This window comes from Micromonospora sp. NPDC007230 (assembly GCF_042869115.1).
GTDB lineage: Bacteria > Actinomycetota > Actinomycetes > Mycobacteriales > Micromonosporaceae > Micromonospora.
Genome location: NZ_JBIAFE010000001.1, coordinates 71463 through 88248, shown reverse-complemented (window position 1 = coordinate 88248; position 16786 = coordinate 71463). Strand labels below are relative to the sequence as shown.

Sequence of the window (16786 nt, the reverse complement as noted above, 5' to 3'; positions counted from 1 at the left end):
TGGATTCCGTCTCACCCGCGCCGTCGCGCGTCTAGGCTCGGCGGATGACACGGGGGCGGCGGTGGTCGGCGGCGGTGCTGGCGGTCGCGCTGCTGGCGGGCGGGTGCACCGACGAGGACGCAAACGCGCGGTTCCGACCCGGGGCGGCCGACCTCGGCGACCCGTACGTGCCGGGGGCCGGCAACGGCGGCTACGACGTCGCCCACTACGCGCTGCAGGTCCGCTACGAACCGGCCAGCGACCGGCTCACCGGCCAGGCCACCGTCACCGCCACCGCGACCGCCGGGCTGTCCCGGTTCCAGTTCGACCTCGCCGGCCTCACCGTCGACCGGGTACGCGTCGACGGCGCCCCGGCCACCCACCGGCGGGACGGCAACGAGCTGGTGGTCACCCCGGCGCGCGGCCTGCCGGCCGGGAAGCGGTTCACCGTCGAGGTGGCGTACGGCGGGGTGCCGCAGCCGCTGCCCAGCGGCGAACTGGGCGACGGCGGCTTCCACGCCACCGGCGACGGGGCGATCGCGCTCGGCCAGCCGGAGTCGGCGAGCACCTGGTACCCGGTCAACGACCACCCCTCCGACAAGGCCACCTACGACCTCGAGGTGACCGTCCCGGACGGGCTCGCCGCGCTGAGCAACGGCGTGCCCAAGGGACAGTCCAGCAAGGACGGCTGGACCACCTGGCGCTGGTCCGAGGGCTCGCCGATGGCCAGCTACCTGACCACCCTGGTGATCGGGAACTACCGGGTGTCGACCGGCACGCACGCCGGAAAGCCGCTGGTCACCGCGGTCGCCGCCGGGTTGCCGGCGGACGGGCCGGCCGCCCGGGCGCTGGCCCGGACCGGTGAGGTCGCCGACTTCCTGGCCGAGCGGTTCGGGCCGTACCCGTTCGACGCGTACGGCGGCATCGCGGTCGCCGACGAGCGCATCCGGTATGCGCTGGAGACCCAGACCCGGCCGGTCTACGGGCCGGGCTTCTTCCGGGGCGGCCGGCCGAACACCGAGGTGGTGGCGCACGAGCTGGCCCACCAGTGGTTCGGCGACAGCGTCTCGCTGTCGCGGTGGAGCGACATCTGGCTCAACGAGGGCTTCGCCACGTACGCCGAGTGGCTCTGGAACGAGCACGACGGCGTCCGCACCGTGGCGCAGGCCGTCGCCGACCGGTACGCGGTGACCGACTGGACGAAACCGACGCTGGATCCGGGCCGGGGGGCGATGTTCGGCGACGCGGTCTACCAGCGCGGCGCGCTGGCCGTGCACGCGCTGCGCCGCGCGGTCGGCGACGAGACCTTCTTCCGCATGCTGCGCGGCTGGTTGGCCGAGCGGCGCAACGGCACCGCCACCACCGCCGACTTCATCGGGTACGCGGAGCGGGTCGCCGGCCGGTCGCTGCGCCCGCTCTTCGACGCCTGGCTGGTCGGTGCCACCGCGCCCGCCCTGCCGTGACGCGGGCGTGATCATCGATCGGTAGGCTGCCGCGGGCGGAGCGGCCCGGGCAGGGCCGAGGAGGGATCGAGGGCGATGACGCGGGCACGGCGGAGCGGACGACGACGCCTCGGGCTGCTGGCCTGCGGCACGCTGCTGCTCGCCGGCTGCGGCTCGGCCGACCCGGCTGCGGCGCCGGCCGTCGGGCCGCCCAGCGCGACGGCCGCGCGGACCTTCGGGCCGGGTGCGGCCGGGGCCGGCGACGCCTACTTCCCGAGCTACGGCAACGGCGGCTACGACGTCACCCACTACACCGTGCGGGTGCGCTACGACCCGGCGAAGGACCAGCTCACCGGCACCACCGAGCTACGGGCCACCGCGACGGCGAACCTCTCCGCGTTCAACCTGGACCTGGCCGGGCTGACCGTGCGGTCGGTGACCGTGGACGGGGCCCAGGCCGCTCACGCCCGTACCGACGACGAGCTGGTGGTCACCCCGGCCACCGGCCTGACCTCCGGCAACGGCTTCGTCGTCCAGGTCAGGTACGACGGCGAGCCGGCCGCCCTGCCCAACGACGCGCTCGGCGAGGGCGGCTGGCTGCACACCGCCGACGGGGCGATCGCGCTCGGCCAGCCGGAGTCGGCGAGCACCTGGTTCCCGGTCAACGACCACCCCTCCGACAAGGCCACCTACGACTTCGAGATCACCGTGCCGAAGGGGCTCACCGCGGTCAGCAACGGTGTCCCGAAGGGACGGACCACCCAGGGCGACTGGACCACCTGGCGCTGGTCGGAGGGGTCGCCGATGGCCAGTTATCTGGCCACGGTGGCGATCGGGAAGTTCCGGGTGACCACCGGGGAGCACCGGGGACGGCCGGTGTACAGCGCGGTCACCACGAAGGTGGCCGAGGGCGCGCCGGACCGGTCGATCGCCCGGACCACCGAGGTCGCCGACTACCTGGAGAGCGTCTTCGGGCCGTACCCGTTCGACGCGTACGGCGGGGTGGTGGTCGCCGACGACCGGATCCGGTACGCGCTGGAGACGCAGAGCCGCCCGGTCTACTCGGCCAGCTTCTTTCGGCAGGGCGACAACACCGGGGTGGTCGCGCACGAGTTGGCCCACCAGTGGTTCGGCAACAGCGTGGCGCTGCAGAAGTGGCAGGACATCTGGCTCAACGAGGGCCTGGCCACGTACGCCGAATGGCTCTGGGCCGAGCACACCGGCCAGTCCACCGTCCAGCGCACCTTCGACCAGAAGTACGCGGGCGCCTCGGGGCAGGTCTGGCGTACCCCGCCGGGCAAGCCGGGGGTGGCGAACCTGTTCAGCCAGTCGGTGTACGAGCGGGGCGGCATGACCGTGCACGCGCTGCGGGTGGCCGTCGGCGACGCCGCCTTCTTCTCCATCCTGCGGACCTGGGCGGAGGAGAAGAAGAACGGCAACGCCACCACCCAGGACTTCGTGGCGCTGGCCGAGCGGATCTCGCGCAAGAAGCTCGGCAAGCTCTTCGACGCCTGGCTCTACGACACCGAGCGGCCGGCCGCACCGAAGCGGCTGTGAGGAAGGGCCGCGGTCAACGCCGGCACCGCAGGCCGTCCCGACCGACCGCGGTCAGGTCTTGACGCGCAGCGCCGGGTGCGCGGCCAGGAACGCGTCCGCGGTGCCGCCGCGCAGCGCCGCCAGGAACTGCCGGCCCACGGGCTGGAGTTGCTCGCCGCGGTAGGACCCACCCTTGCCCACGGCGTCGCCGGGAAGTCCGACCAGGACGAAACCGTCCGCCGGCAGCCCGCCCAGGGCGTACGCGAACTCCACCAGCCGGCGCCCGCCGCCGGCGTACACCAGGGTGTCGCCGAGGGCGGCGGCCACCTGGTCGACCCGCGCCGGGTCCCGGGCCAGCCCCTGGTCGAGGATCTTCCGGGCCAGCGCCCGGATGAGTTGCTGCTGGTGGCGCTGCCGGGTGTAGTCGCCGCCGGCGGTGTAGCGCTGCCGCGCGTAGTCCAGCGCCTGCCAGCCGGTCAGGTGGCGGTCGCCCTTCTCGTAGACCATCTGCGGGCCGGTATAGGTGCTGCCGGCCCGGTCCCGGTGGCGCCCGTCGGGCCGGCGGTGGATCGAGGCGACCCGCTGGTCCACATAGAGGTCCACGCCACCGAGGATGTCGACCAGCTTGTCGAACCCGCCGAAGTTGATCACCGCGCCGGCGTCGATGCGCAGGCCGGTGTACCGGCTGACCGTGGCGCGCAGCAGTTCGTACCCCTGGGCGGTGCTGGGGTGGGCCTTGTCGCCGGGGATCCGGCTGCCGTAGCTCATCGCGTGGGTCAGCTTGGTCCGGCCGCCCGGGTAGCCGGCCTTCGGGAAGGCCGGGATGTCCACCACCAGGTCGCGGGGGAGGGAGAAGAGGTACGCCCGGTCCAGCCCGGCCGGCACGTGCAGGACCAGCACGGCGTCGCCGTGCGGCTCCCAGCCGGGCACGGTGACCCGGGTGTCCACCCCGACCAGCAGCAGGTTGAGCGGGCCGGTGAGGTCGGCGCCGGGCGGCGGGGTGGGGCTGGCCGGGGTCGGGCTCGGGGTGCCGGCGGACGCCGTGGGCGTGGCCGCGCCGGCGGCGGGGCCGGGCGAGGCGCCGGGGGAGGGGCGGGAGACCAGCCGGGCGGCCACCACCGCCCCGGCGGCGACCAGCAGTACGGCCGTCAGCGCGGCCAACCCCAGCGGCCAGCGTCGTCTCGGTGTCGCGCCCGGCATGTGGACCCCTTCCCCGATGTCCACTCAACGCGTCAGGGGGCACCGCTGGTTGCATGGCCCGGCTCCCGGCCCGTCGAGCGCTCTGCATGATCTCCGAAAACTGGCCCTGGCGCGATGGCTACTCGTCGGTAATGATGCGTTCATGCGGTACGACGTGGTGGTCGTCGGGTCCGGATTCGGTGGCAGCGTCACCGCGCTCCGCCTGGCCGAGAAGGGCTATCACGTCGGCGTCCTGGAGGCCGGCCGGCGGTTCGCGGACGAGGAGTTCCCGGAGACCTCCTGGCGGGTCCGGCGCTTCCTGTGGGCTCCGAAGCTCGGCTGCTACGGCCTCCAGCGGATCGACCTGCTGCGCTCGGCCGACCGGCAGGCCGGTGGCGGGGTCCTGGTGCTCTCCGGAGCCGGGGTGGGTGGCGGCTCCCTGGTCTACGCGAACACCCTCTACGAGCCCCTCGACGCGTTCTACGCCGACCCGCAGTGGCGGGACATCACCGACTGGCAGGACGAGCTGGCCCGGCATTACGACCAGGCGAAGCGGATGCTCGGCGCCACCACGTACCCGGTCCGCACCGGCGCGGACAAGGCGATGCGGGCGGTGGCCGAGCGGATGGGGGTGGGGCGCTCCTTCCACGCCACCCCGGTGGGCGTGCACCTCGGCCGGCCCGGCGAGCGGGTGCCCGACCCGTACTTCGGTGGGGCCGGGCCGGACCGGACGGGCTGCCGCCACTGCGGCGCCTGCATGACCGGCTGCCGGCACGGCGCGAAGAACACGCTGGTCAAGAACTACCTGTGGCTCGCCGAGCGGCTCGGCGTCCAGGTCCACCCGCTGACCACGGTGACCGCGGTCCGGCCGGCCAACGGCGGCGGGTACGACGTGCACGCCGTGCGCACCGGCGCCTGGGTGCGCCGGCGCCGCCAGGTGATCCACGCCGACCAGGTGGTCTTCGCGGCGGGCGCGCTGGGCACTCAGCGGCTCTTGCACGAGATGCGGGCCACCGGAGCGCTGCCCGGGCTCTCACCCCGCCTCGGCGAGCTGACCCGGACCAACTCGGAGGCGATCCTGGGCGCCTCGGTCGCCCCACGGCAGGCCCGGCAGCGCGGGCTCGACTTCACCGAGGGGGTGGCGATCACCAGTTCGTTCCACCCCGACCCGCAGACCCATATCGAGCCGGTCCGCTACGGCCGGGGCTCGAACGCCATGGGCCTGCTCCAGTCGCTGCTGGTCGACGGCGGCCCGCACCGGGTCCGGCGCTGGCTGGGCAGCATCGTCCGGCAGCCCCGGCTGGCGGCCCGGCTGCTCTCGGTGCGCGGCTGGTCCGAGCGGACCGTGATCGCCCTGGTCATGCAGTCGGTCGACAACTCGCTCACCACCCGGGTCCGGCGCGGCTGGTTCGGCCGGCGGCTGGTCTCCGGGCCCGGGCACGGGACACCCAACCCGACCTGGATCCCGGCCGGCAACCAGGCGGTGCGGCTGCTCGCCGAGGAGATCGACGGCACGCCAGGCGGGGCGATCACCGAGCCGTTCAACATTCCGATGACCGCGCACATCCTCGGCGGGGCGGTGATCGGGGCCACCCCGGAGCGTGGGGTGATCGACCCGTACCACCGGGTCTACGGCCACCCGGGGCTGCACGTGGTGGACGGCGCGGCGGTGTCGGCGAACCTGGGGGTCAACCCGTCGCTGACCATCACCGCCCAGGCCGAGCGGGCCATGTCGTTCTGGCCGAACAAGGGCGAGGCGGACCCCCGGCCGCCGCTCGGGTCGGCGTACCGGCGGCTCGACCCGGTCGCCCCGCACCGGCCCGCCGTCCCCGGGCACGCCCCCGCCGCGCTGCGCTGAGGGGGTCGCCCGGAGGGTTGTCATCGACCTCACGGCGGGACGCGGCCGGGCCGCGCCCGGTCCGGCGGTGACTGTCGGTAGGCTTGCTGCACATGAGCACGCCTCGCCCCGTCCTCGTGGTGGACTTCGGAGCCCAGTACGCCCAGCTCATCGCGCGCCGCGTACGCGAGGCGAAGGTCTACTCGGAGATCGTCCCGCACTCCATGCCGGTCGCCGACATGCTGGCGAAGAACCCGGCCGCAATCATCCTGTCCGGCGGCCCGGCCAGCGTCTACGCGCCGGGCGCCCCCCAGGTCGACGCCGACATGTTCCAGTCCGGGGTCCCGGTCTTCGGCATCTGTTACGGCTTCCAGGCGATGGCCCAGGCGCTGGGCGGCACCGTCGCGCGGACCGGCAACCGGGAGTACGGCGGCACCCCGCTGCACGCCCGCCCGGAGGCCGGCGTGCTGCTCCGCGACCTCCCGGACGACCTGCCGGTCTGGATGAGCCACGGTGACTGCGTCACCGAGGCGCCGACCGGTTTCACGGTCACCGCCGAGTCCGCCGGGGCGCCGGTCGCCGCGTTCGAGGACCTGGTCGGCCGGCGGGCCGGCGTGCAGTTCCACCCGGAGGTCGGGCACACCGCCCACGGCCAGGAGATGCTCACCCGCTTCCTCTACGACATCGCCGGGATCGAGCCGACCTGGACGTCCGAGAACATCATCGACGAGCAGGTGGCCCGGATCCGGGAGCAGGTCGGGGACAAGGAGGTCATCTGCGCCCTGAGCGGCGGCGTCGACTCCGCGGTCGCCGCGGCGCTGGTGCACAAGGCCATCGGCGACCAGCTCACCTGTGTCTTCGTCGACCACGGCCTGCTCCGGGCCGGCGAGGCCGAGCAGGTGGAGAAGGACTACGTCGCGGCCACCGGCATCAAGCTCAAGGTGGTCGACGCCCGGGAGCGGTTCCTGGGCGAACTGGCCGGGGTGACCGACCCCGAGCAGAAGCGCAAGATCATCGGCCGCGAGTTCATCCGGGTCTTCGAGGCCGCCGCCCGGGAGATCGCCGCGCACGGCGACGTCGAGTTCCTGGTGCAGGGCACGCTCTACCCGGACGTGGTGGAGTCCGGCGGTGGCACCGGCACCGCCAACATCAAGAGCCACCACAACGTGGGCGGCCTGCCGGAGGATCTGAGGTTCGCGCTGGTCGAGCCGCTGCGCACGCTGTTCAAGGACGAGGTCCGGGCGCTCGGCCTGGAGCTGGGGCTGCCCGAGGCGATGGTCTGGCGGCACCCGTTCCCCGGCCCGGGCCTGGCCATCCGGATCATCGGCGCGGTCGACGAGGAGCGGCTCGCCCTGCTCCGCAAGGCCGACCTGATCGCCCGGCAGGAGCTGTCCGCCGCCGGGCTGGACCGGGGCGTCTGGCAGTTCCCGGTGGTGCTGCTGGCCGACGTGCGCAGCGTCGGTGTGCAGGGTGACGGGCGCACGTACGGGCATCCCGTGGTGCTGCGCCCGGTCTCCAGCGAGGACGCGATGACCGCCGACTGGTCCCGGCTGCCCTACGAGGTGATCGCCCGGATCTCCACCCGGATCACCAACGAGGTGGCCGAGGTGAACCGGGTGGTCCTGGACGTGACCAGCAAGCCGCCGGGCACCATCGAGTGGGAGTGATTCGGGCTCAGGCCGCCGGCGGCTGAGGAGCGGTTCCGGGCGCCGGCTCCGGCGCGGGTCCGGCCGGCGGGGTCGGCCCGGCCTGCGGCGCGGGCCCGGCGGCCGGAGTGGGCGCGGTCTGCGGCGTCGCCCACGCGTGGGTGGGGGCGGCGGCCGCCTGCGGCGGGACCGGCGGCCAGCCCGGCGCGGTGCCCGCCGGGTGCGGCCAGGCGGGGGCGCTCGCCGGCTCCTCGGGCATCAGGAACCACATGATCGGGTACGCCAGCGCGGCGAGCCCGCCGGTGAGCAGGGTGGCGACGGCGAAGACCACCCGGACCAGGGTGGGATCGACGGCGAAGTAGCGGCCGAGGCCGCTGGCGACACCGGCGACCATCCGGTCGGTGGTGGGACGACGGAGCTGCTTGTACGGGGCGTGAGGGGTGCTCTGGTAGGTCATGCGTCCACGGTCCCGCGCGGTGTGCCGGACGACCTCGGTGACCGCCCGGACTCCTACCCTGACCGATCCCTGAGGCGCCAGCAAAGAGTCAGGAATCTGACTCTTTTCGATGGACGTAACGGCAGCGGGGGAGAATTTTGTCCCGTGACCACCTCGCTGGAGCCGCTCCGCAGGATCGCGGCATACGCAGTTTGTGCTGATTCAGACGACCGAGTGTTGCTGGTCCGCGCATCGGACCGCTCCGGCACCCCCGGCACCTGGTCCCTGCCCGGCGGGGCGGTCGACCACGGTGAGGACCCCAACCACACGGTCGTCCGGGAGACCGCGGCCGAGACCGGGCTCTCGGTCGCCGTCGCCGGCCTCCGGGACGTGATCGCCGACATGCGGGCGCTGCCCGAGCGGGGCATCACCATCCACACCGACCGGCTGCTCTACACCGTCTCGGTGCGCGGCGGGACGCTGACCGAACGGGAGGGTCGGCCGACCGACCTGGCCCGCTGGTTCACCCTCGACGAGGCCCGGGAGCTGCCGCTGCGGTCGTTCACCGCGCGGGCCCTGGGCCTGCCCTCCGCCACCGGGGACATCGTCCCCGAGGAGGTCCCCGAGTTCCCCTCGTTCTACGCGGTCCCGGGGCCGGACGGGCTGCACCGGGCGCAGCGCTTCGCCGCGTACGCCGTGGTGACCGACCCGGAGGAGCGGGTGCTGCTCACCCGGGTCTCCGACGGGTACCCGGGCGCCGGCTGCTGGCACCTGCCCGGCGGCGGCACCGACTACGGGGAGCAGCCGGGCGCCGCGCTGATCCGCGAGCTGGTCGAGGAGACCGGGCAGACCGGCCGGCTGGTCGAGCTCCTCGGCGTCGCCAGCCACCGGGACGCGGCCTCGCTCGGCCCGGAGGGCTACCCGATCGACTGGCACGGCGTACGCGCCTTCTACCGGGTGGTCGTCGACCAGCCGGCCCCGCCCACCGTGACCGACGTCGGCGGCTCCACCTGCGAGGCCCGCTGGTTCCGCCGCGAGGAGTTGGGCGCCCTCCCCACCGACCGCCTCACCGAGGTCACCGCCGAGGCCGTCCAGGCCGCCCAACTCATCTGACCGTCCGCCCCGCCTCCGGCCCGCCAGCCCTCGGTGATCATGAGGCGACGGTGCGGTACGCCCATTGCCGGACCGCTAACCTCATGATCGACGCAGGTGGCGGCGACGGGAGTGGTGCGGGGTGGAGGAACGGCGGCGGATCGGGGCGTACGGGGTGTTGCGGGACGCCGACGGGCGGGTGCTGCTCGTGCGGGGGTCCGCGGCCTGTCCCTACCCCGCAGTGTGGCAGCTGCCCGGGGGTGGGCTGGAGCACGCCGAGCACCCCGCCGACGCGGTGTTGCGGGAGTTCGCCGAGGAGACCGGCCTGGCCGTCGACGTGACCGGGGTTCGGGCCGCGGTCGCCGACGTCGCCACCTTCCGCGACGCCGGGGTCACCGTGCACACCGACCGGCTGGTCTTCGACGTCGAGCCGCGGGGCGGGACGCTTCGCCCGGAGCCGTCCGGGGGCAGCGACGAGCTGGGCTGGTACACGTCCGCGGAGGCGGCAGCCCTGCCGCTCATGCCGTTCACCGCCGAGCTGCTCGGGCTGCCGGTCACGCCGCTGCCGTCGGAGTTGCCCCGGGCCCGGCCGCTCGGGCAGGCCGCCCCGCCACCCGCCGACCGCCGGCAGCGCTTCGCCGCGTACGGGCTGGTCACCGACCCGGCCGGGCGGGTCCTGCTCACGATGATCGCCGACGGGTATCCGGGGGCCGGGAAGTGGCACCTGCCCGGCGGCGGCACCGACCACGGCGAGCAGCCGGCGGCCGGGCTGCTCCGCGAGCTGGTGGAGGAGGCCGGCCAGCTCGGCCGGGTGGTCGACCTGCTGGCGGTGGACAGCCTGCACAACCCCGCCGCGCTCGGCCCGGAGGGGCGGCCGATGGACTGGCACAGCGTCCGGGTGATCTACCGGGTACGCGTCGACGCCCCGACCGAGGCGGTCGTCACGGAACTGGCCGGCGGGTCCACCGCGCGCGCCGCCTGGTTCGCTCCGGACCGGGTGGGCGGCCTGCGGATGACGGACGTGGCGGCCCGGGCAACCGGACATCGGGGCAGGTGACACCCGCTCGTCGGCTCGAGGTGGCCGGCCTCCGGTACAGTCGGGGGTACTTGGCGAACGAAAACGGGCGATGACGCCCGAGATGGGAAGATCTGAGCGATCCGCGCGGTTAAGGGAGTTATAAGTACCGCCGGCAGCTATCGCCAAGCCCCACTTTCCTGTGCAATGGTGTACTCCGCAAACGGGCTGCCGGACCAGAATGGGTCCGGCACGAGACAGCCGGACACCCGCCCCCCACGGCGGTTCAGCCGATCCGGTGATGGAGGAAACGTGCCGAGAGCCCCATGGCGCCGGCGTCGTACGAGTGACAGTCCGCGCCCCGCAGGGCGTCGCTGGGCGGGCCGGTTGCGCCGCAGCAGCACGTTCGCCCGCCAGGTGCTGCTGGTCCGGGTGGGCCGCCGGGACGGCGCCGCCGCAGGCGCGACCGACCTGGTCACCGACCACCGCTGGACCGACCGCCAGCGCCGCCGCTACGGCCGGTTCGACCCGGAGGTCGAGGCGGTGCGGCCGGTAAGCCCCGCACTCGCCCCCGCCGCGCCGGTCGACGACTCGCCAGGGATGTCGATCCCGCTCCTGCCGGGTGACCGCACCGCCGCCCGCCGTGCCAAGTTCGCCCTGGTCAACGCCTGCACGCTGAGCAGCCTGATGCTCGGCATGCTGGCGATCTTCCTGGCCATGCGGGGCGAGGTCCGGGTGGCGGCGCTCTGCCTGATCGCCTGCGTCGCGTTCGACGGCCTGGACGGCGCGCTGGCCCGCAAGCTCGGCGTGGCCAGCCCGTTCGGCGCCCAGATGGACTCGCTGGCCGACATGTGCTCGTTCGGCCTCGCCGCCCCGGTGGTCGTCTACGCCTCGCTGGCCGGCTCGGTCCCGGCCGCGGCCGCCGCGGTCGCCTGCGCCCTGGTCGCGGGGTGCGCCGCGATCCGGCTCGCCCGGTTCAACGTCTCGCCGAAGGACGGCCGGTTCTTCTGCGGCGTACCGACCACCATGGCGGCGGCCGTGCTGGCCCTGACCGTGGCGATCGGGGTGCCGGTCTCCGGCCTGGTGATGGTCGGCGGGGTGGCCCTGCTCGCCTTCGCCATGGTCTCCAGGTTCCCGTACGCGAAGCTCGCCCGGCTGGTGAAGCTGCCGCCGTGGCTCTGGCTGGCCCCGGTGATCGGCGCGCTGGTCGACATCCGGCTCACCTTCGGCCTCGTGGTGGTGGGCTACCTGGTCAGCGGTCCGGTGCTCTGGCTGCACCAGCGCCGCGCCGCCTGACCCGTACCGACGCGAAAGGGGCGCCGCGACGAGCGGCGCCCCTTTTCTTCGTATCCGGGATCAGAGCCAGCGGGCGATCACGGTGGCGCCGCCGACCACCTTGTCGCCCGGGCCGACCAGCGGCTCGGCCGCGTCCGCCGGCAGGTAGACGTCGGTCCGCGAGCCGAACCGGATCAGGCCGAAGCGCTCGCCCTTCGCCAGCAGCGCGCCGACCGGTGCCCGCTGCACGATCCGCCGGGCGATCAGGCCGGTACGCTGCGCCACCACCACGGTGCCGTGCTCGGTGTCCAGCACCGTGTAGGCCGCCACGTTGTGCTCGGCGTCCGGCTTCATCGCGTTGACGAACCCGCCGTCCGCGACGAAGTAGTCGATCACCTTGCCGGCCACCGGCGACCGGTTGACGTGCACGTCCAGCACGGACAGGAAGACCGCGACGCGCAGCCACTCGCCGTCACCGAAGCGCTCGTCGTGCAGCCGCTGCACCGAGAGCACCTGGCCGTCCGCCGCGGCGACCACGGCCGACGGGTCCTCCGGAACGTCCCGCTCCGGGTCCCGGAAGAACGCGGCCACCGGGGCAGCGGCCAGCGCCGGCAGCAGCCAGAGCTTCGACTTCGGCCGAGCCACCCGGGCCAGCGCGGCCAGGCCGAGGCTGATGCCGGCCGCCGCCACGCCGTTGGAGTCGATGTGCATGGTCCGGGTCAGCGGCACGCTCGACGGCCGGTACGCGGGCGACAGCTTGGCGGCCAGCGCGGCGGTCGCCGGGGTGAAGCGGAGGTGGTGCACGCGTACCGGCGGGGAGTTGCGCAGCACCAGGTCGACCCGGACGCCGTGCAGCACACCCTGCCGGTCCAGCTCGGCCCCGGCGCCCTCGGTACGGAAGACCGGCGCGGCGACGCTCAGCACCCCGCCCTCGGTCAGGTACTTCGACAGCCCGTCGACGGCCACCCGGGTCTCGTCGGCGCTGCCGGTGAACGGTTCGGCGGCGATGACCACCTCGGCGGCGTCCGCCTCGGCGAGGGTGTCGGCCACCCGTACCCGGTCGGCGACCCAGCGGCCCTGGGCCGTCACGTGCTCGCGGAGCGCGGCGGCGGAGAAGTCATCCGCCGGCACCACGGTGAGCCGGTCGCCGGGGAGCAGCGCCTCGATCGCCGCCGCCAGCACCGCGGACTCCGGGGTCGCGCCGACCAGCAGGCCGGCCTTCGGGTCGTTGCGCCGGGCGAGTTCGCTGACGAGGGTACGGGCGGCACGCTCGCCGATGCCGACCGCACCGAACGGACCGGGGGTGCGCACGGCGGGGGACTGGGTCATGTCGGACGGGCTCCTGACGAGGTAGCGACGGACGGCGGCGGGACCACCACGGTGACCTGGCCGGCGGGGACGGGCCCCGACGACCGGAGGCACCGGCCGCGGCCGGGGCGCCACGCGGTGGGCCGGCCGGCGGAGGCGGGATCTCCACCAGCCAGCATAGGCGGCAGCGTCGCCGCCCTGCACCGTCGTGGTCAGCTCGGCGGCCGCTCCGACCGGTCGGCCGTAGCCCCGTCGGCGCCCGGACCGGCCGCGGCACCGCGCCCGCCTGGCTGCTCCGGACCGTCCACCACGGGCAGTTCACGGGTCACCGGCGCGCTCTCGCCGGGACCTCCCTCGGCCGCCGCCTCGACGGCGGGCAGCTCGCGGGTGGCGAGGTCGCCGGGGTCGCCCGGGCGGGTGGGGGGCGACCAGTGCGGCTCGCCGCCGGCGGGCCGATCCTCCCGCGCCTGGACCGGCCAGTCGGCCACCGCATCGGTGACCCACTCGTCGGCCTCGGGGGCGGTGGGCACTCCGCCGGTCGGGGCGGTCTCCACATAGGACGTGGCGGCCGTCGCTCCGGGTCGCTGGTGGACCGGTTCGCTGTCGGCGTGCCGCCCGGAGCGCAGCGCGCCGACCAGGCCGAGCAGCCCGATCAGGAGGAGCCCGCCCGCCAGGAACCAGCCCACCGGGGGCAGGGTCAGCCCGAGGATCCGGGCGAGCAGCCACCAGACGGAGAGGCCGAGGAAGACCAGCCCAAAGGCGAACGACACGACGTCGGTGCGGTGGGCCTTCACCGGGTCACCTCCAGATCTCCGGCGTTCACGTGGACGAGCAGGCGCAGGGTGCCCCCGCCGCGGCCGTCCGGCCCGAGGTCGGTGGTCTCCCACTGGCGGCCGTTGACTCCGCCGGTCTGCCGACCGAAGACGGTGGCGTTACCGGCGTTCACGTCGGCCACCGTGGTGACGTCCACGTTCGGCGGTACGACCACCGTCGCCTTGCCGAAGTTGACCTCCACGGTGACCTGGGTGTCCTTCTTGTCGAAGTCCACCGCCCGCAGGTCGAGCACCGCGTCGCCGAAGTTGTTCTCGTAGCGGTCCGCCAGGTCGCGGTAGCTGGGCGGGGCCCAGGTGACGTTGCCGTCGATGCCGCGGACCCGGTCGTAGGAGTCGGCGACGGTGGCGAAGCCGAGCGCCGCCGCGGTCACCAGGCCGAGCGCGATCAGCCAGCGGGCCCGCCCGAACCAGGTGCCCACCAGCAGCCCGATCCCGATGGTGGCCAGCGCTGCGGCGAAGTAGCCGGCCGCACCGACGGTGAAGACGTCGAGCAGGTCGAGCACGGTCACCACGCCAAGCGCCAGGAAGATCAGTGAGAAGGTGACCGCGCCGAGCGCGGAGCGCTCCTTCGGCCGCTTCGGTGGCCGGGCCGGCTGTGCGGGGGCCGGCGGCGCCGGCGGGTACGCCTGGGCGTACGGGCCGTGCGGCGCGAACGGCGGCCGGTAGCCGCCCGGCGGCAGCGGCGCGCCCACCGGCGCCGGCACGGAGACCGGCTGCCCGAGCGGAGCACCCGTCGTCGGCGCGCCCGGCCAGGCCGGCGTCTCGTCGCCCCGCCACGCCTCGGCGGTCCGGTCGCCCGAGCCCGGGGCCGAGGGGTACCCGGTCGCCGGCCAGGCCGGCTGCGCGGCGGTGCGCTCGGGGTCGGACCAGGCCGGGGCCGCCGGGGCGGGCCCGGCATCCGGAGCCGGCGGGGTGCCACCGACCGGCTCGTCACCGGTCCGGGCCGGCGCGGCCGCCGACCAGGCCGGCGACGCCGTGGTGGCCGTCCAGCCACCCGGGTTCGCCGGGGCGCTCGCCGGCCAGCCGGGCGCGCCGGTCGTCGGCGCCGCGGCCGGGCCGGCGGTGGCGGAGCCGGACCAGGCCGGGGCGGGCGTACCGGCCGGCGGGGTGGCGCCGGGCGCGGGCCAGGCCGGCGGACCCGGTGGCGTGCCGGGCGCGGCGGTGGCCGGCTGCCGGCCCAGCGGGTTGCGCTGGTCCCGGTTGAGCAGCAGCGCACCGCCGATGAGGATCACCGCGCCGAGCAGGATCGCCCGGAACGCGTTGGTGACGACGTAGCCGAAGCCGACCGCGACCGCGATGCTGAGCACGATCACGGTGATCGGGGACATGCTCGACCGGCCCCGGCCGAGCATCGACTCGACCGGCGAGGCGGTGTCTCCCTCGCCGGGGATGATCAGCCACGCGGTGACGTAGACCAGGATGCCGATGCCGCCGAAGAAGCCCAGCACGGCGAGCAGCACCCGCCACAGCACCGGGTCGGTGTTGGTGGCCCGGCCGATGGCGGCGCAGACGCCGGCCAGGTAGCGGCCGTCCCGAGGGCGGACCAGCCCGTACCGGGAGGTGAAGCCGGCGGTGCCGGGCGGTGGGGCGTACCCCGGGGGTGGCGCGTCGGCGAACGGCGCGGAACCCGCGGTCGACGCGCCCGGCGGCGGGCCGGTGGATCCGGCCGGCGGCGGCGTCGGGGCATCGGCGGGGGTGGCCGCCGGCCCCGGCGGCGGGGGTGGCGGTGGCCCGTCCAATGGTGCCGCCCCGGGCCGGGGCGGACGGGCAGGGTCGTCGGTCATGCCTTCGATCCTGCTGCCCCGGTCGCCCGAGCGTCCTCCGGACCCGACCCTGACCCCACCCTGAGATCCTCGGCCCCCGAATGTCGGGGGCGTCCCCGTGGTCGGGGGCCGTCCAGCCGTGTGACGATCGGACCGGCACCGCCTCCGTCCCCGACCTGGGAGCCTCCGATCAGCACCACCACGACCCCGCCCCCACCGCGGCTCTACCGGGCCACCGAGCACCGGTTGGCCGCGGGGGTGGCCGCCGGCATCGCCGAACACCTCGGCGTCTCCGTGCTCCGCGTCCGGATCGCCTTCATGGTGCTGCTCGGGCTGAACGGCCTCGGACTGCTCCTCTACGCCGCCTTCTGGGCGGTGGTGCCCCCGCGCCCCGGCGACACCGCCGTCCCGCCCCGCCGCGACCTCGCCCAGCTCCTGCCGTTCGTGGCGATCGGGCTCGGCGTGCTGATGGTCCAGATGATGGCCTTCCACTCCGTCGGCGCGGCCGGCACCGCCGGCTGGCTGGTCGCGATCATCGCGGTGGGCGCCGGCGTGATCTGGCACCAGTCCGCGCCGGAGCGCCGCCGGCACGGGGGCGGGTCGATGCCGGTGCCCTGGCTGGGCGCGGTGGTGGAGGAGAGCGACCGGCGGGCGTTCGTGCTCCGCTTCGTCGGCGGCGGGGTGCTCGTCGCGGTCGGCATCATCGGCGTGGCGGCGGTCTACTCGCCGGTGCAGAACTTCGACGCCGTGCTCAACGGCGTGATCTTCGCGCTGGTCGGGCTGGCCGGCGTGGGCGTGGTGGCCGGCCCGGTGCTCTGGCGTACCTGGAACCAGCTCCGCTCCGAGCGGGAGGGGCGCATCCGGGAGCAGGAACGGGCCGAGCTGGCCGCGATGGTGCACGACCAGGTGCTGCACACCCTGGCCCTCATCCAGCGCAACGCCAGCGACGTCAAGACCGTGCAGCGGCTGGCCCGGGGCCAGGAGCGGTCGTTGCGGAACTGGCTCTACAAGCCGACCGCCTCGCCGACCGAGCGCTTCGCCGCCGCCCTGGAGCAGGCCGCCGCCGAGGTGGAGGACACCTTCGCCATCACCGTCGAGGTCGTGGTGGTGGGCGACCGGGAGACCGACGAGCGGGTGGGCGCGCTGGTCGCCGCCACCCGGGAGGCGCTGGTCAACGCGGCCCGGCACGCCGAGGTACGCACGGTGTCGCTCTACGCCGAGGTGGAGCCGGACCAGGTCAGCGCCTTCGTCCGGGACCGGGGCAAGGGCTTCGACCCGGATACGGTGGAGGATCACCGGCACGGCGTCCGGGGTTCGATCATCGGGCGGATGAAACGGCACGGGGGCCGGGCGGAGATCCGCTCCGCGCCCGGGGAAGGCACCGAGGTCCGGCTGATCCTGCCGATCAGCGGCTCGGGCGGCACGACGGAAAGGGACAGATGACC

11 protein-coding genes and 2 pseudogenes are annotated in these 16786 nt (G+C 74.8%); 8 read left to right on the top strand and 5 right to left on the bottom strand.

Annotated elements, in window-relative coordinates; translation table 11 throughout:
- Positions 1-44 precede the first annotated feature (44 nt).
- Both ACFYML_RS00425 and ACFYML_RS00420 read left to right on the top strand, forming a co-directional pair.
- Positions 45-1442, top strand: a complete 1398-nt coding sequence (locus ACFYML_RS00425; RefSeq protein ID WP_387418601.1) for a M1 family metallopeptidase — start codon at positions 45-47, stop codon at positions 1440-1442.
- 75 nt (positions 1443-1517) lie between these two features.
- On the top strand, positions 1518-2978 hold the full coding sequence (locus ACFYML_RS00420; RefSeq protein ID WP_387418600.1) for a M1 family metallopeptidase: 1461 nt from the start codon (positions 1518-1520) through the stop codon (positions 2976-2978).
- 51 nt (positions 2979-3029) lie between these two features.
- On the opposite strand, the gene ACFYML_RS00415 is transcribed toward ACFYML_RS00420, so the two are convergent.
- Entirely contained in the window at positions 3030-4157 is a 1128-nt protein-coding gene (locus ACFYML_RS00415) for an LCP family protein (RefSeq protein WP_387418599.1), read from the bottom strand.
- Positions 4158-4299: 142 nt separating this feature from the next.
- Between ACFYML_RS00415 and ACFYML_RS00410 the strand changes: the two genes are divergently transcribed.
- Together ACFYML_RS00410 and guaA are read left to right on the top strand one after the other, a co-directional pair.
- Positions 4300-5994 (top strand): FAD-dependent oxidoreductase, encoded by a 1695-nt coding sequence (locus tag ACFYML_RS00410; RefSeq protein WP_387418598.1) that lies wholly within the window; start codon positions 4300-4302, stop codon positions 5992-5994.
- 92 nt (positions 5995-6086) lie between these two features.
- The gene (gene guaA, locus ACFYML_RS00405) at positions 6087-7640 is read left to right on the top strand and encodes a glutamine-hydrolyzing GMP synthase (RefSeq protein ID WP_387418597.1); all 1554 of its coding nucleotides are present in this window, start codon (positions 6087-6089) and stop codon (positions 7638-7640) included.
- Positions 7641-7830: 190 nt separating this feature from the next.
- Here guaA and ACFYML_RS00400 read toward each other — a convergent pair.
- Positions 7831-8076, bottom strand: a pseudogene (locus ACFYML_RS00400) (PspC domain-containing protein); the annotation flags it as partial.
- 144 nt (positions 8077-8220) lie between these two features.
- Here ACFYML_RS00400 and ACFYML_RS00395 point away from each other — a divergent pair.
- The 3 genes from ACFYML_RS00395 to ACFYML_RS00385 all read left to right on the top strand — a co-directional run bounded on the left by ACFYML_RS00395 (position 8221) and on the right by ACFYML_RS00385 (position 11458).
- Positions 8221-9168: an NUDIX domain-containing protein gene (locus tag ACFYML_RS00395; RefSeq protein ID WP_387418595.1), complete on the top strand. Its 948-nt coding sequence runs from the start codon at positions 8221-8223 to the stop codon at positions 9166-9168.
- Positions 9169-9289: 121 nt separating this feature from the next.
- Positions 9290-10204: an NUDIX hydrolase gene (locus ACFYML_RS00390; protein ID WP_387418593.1), complete on the top strand. Its 915-nt coding sequence runs from the start codon at positions 9290-9292 to the stop codon at positions 10202-10204.
- A 345-nt stretch (positions 10205-10549) separates the two neighbouring features.
- On the top strand, positions 10550-11458 hold the full coding sequence (locus tag ACFYML_RS00385) for a CDP-alcohol phosphatidyltransferase family protein (protein WP_387418591.1): 909 nt from the start codon (positions 10550-10552) through the stop codon (positions 11456-11458).
- A gap of 60 nt (positions 11459-11518) precedes the next feature.
- On the opposite strand, the gene ACFYML_RS00380 is transcribed toward ACFYML_RS00385, so the two are convergent.
- The 3 genes and pseudogenes from ACFYML_RS00380 to ACFYML_RS00370 all read right to left on the bottom strand — a co-directional run bounded on the left by ACFYML_RS00380 (position 11519) and on the right by ACFYML_RS00370 (position 15362).
- The gene (locus ACFYML_RS00380; RefSeq protein ID WP_387418590.1) at positions 11519-12766 is read right to left on the bottom strand and encodes a phosphatidylserine decarboxylase; all 1248 of its coding nucleotides are present in this window, start codon (positions 12764-12766) and stop codon (positions 11519-11521) included.
- Positions 12767-13355: 589 nt separating this feature from the next.
- A pseudogene (locus ACFYML_RS00375) lies at positions 13356-13539 on the bottom strand (hypothetical protein); the annotation flags it as partial.
- The gene (locus ACFYML_RS00370) at positions 13536-15362 is read right to left on the bottom strand and encodes a PspC domain-containing protein (RefSeq protein WP_387418589.1); all 1827 of its coding nucleotides are present in this window, start codon (positions 15360-15362) and stop codon (positions 13536-13538) included. The pseudogene ACFYML_RS00375 and the gene ACFYML_RS00370, both read right to left, overlap by 4 nt.
- 168 nt (positions 15363-15530) lie before the next feature.
- Between ACFYML_RS00370 and ACFYML_RS00365 the strand changes: the two genes are divergently transcribed.
- The gene (locus tag ACFYML_RS00365) at positions 15531-16784 is read left to right on the top strand and encodes a PspC domain-containing protein (RefSeq protein WP_387419003.1); all 1254 of its coding nucleotides are present in this window, start codon (positions 15531-15533) and stop codon (positions 16782-16784) included.
- The last annotated feature ends 2 nt before the right edge of the window (positions 16785-16786 follow it).

Excerpts from the sequence above, each read along its gene's own strand:
- ACFYML_RS00415 (WP_387418599.1), bottom strand. The coding sequence starts at position 4,157 with ATGCCGGGCGCGACACCGAGACGACGCTGGCCGCTGGGGTTGGCCGCG.
- ACFYML_RS00370 (WP_387418589.1), bottom strand. The coding sequence starts at position 15,362 with ATGACCGACGACCCTGCCCGTCCGCCCCGGCCCGGGGCGGCACCATTG.
- ACFYML_RS00425 (WP_387418601.1), top strand. The coding sequence starts at position 45 with ATGACACGGGGGCGGCGGTGGTCGGCGGCGGTGCTGGCGGTCGCGCTG.
- ACFYML_RS00420 (WP_387418600.1), top strand. The coding sequence starts at position 1,518 with ATGACGCGGGCACGGCGGAGCGGACGACGACGCCTCGGGCTGCTGGCC.
- ACFYML_RS00380 (WP_387418590.1), bottom strand. The coding sequence starts at position 12,766 with ATGACCCAGTCCCCCGCCGTGCGCACCCCCGGTCCGTTCGGTGCGGTC.
- ACFYML_RS00410 (WP_387418598.1), top strand. The coding sequence starts at position 4,300 with ATGCGGTACGACGTGGTGGTCGTCGGGTCCGGATTCGGTGGCAGCGTC.
- guaA (WP_387418597.1), top strand. The coding sequence starts at position 6,087 with ATGAGCACGCCTCGCCCCGTCCTCGTGGTGGACTTCGGAGCCCAGTAC.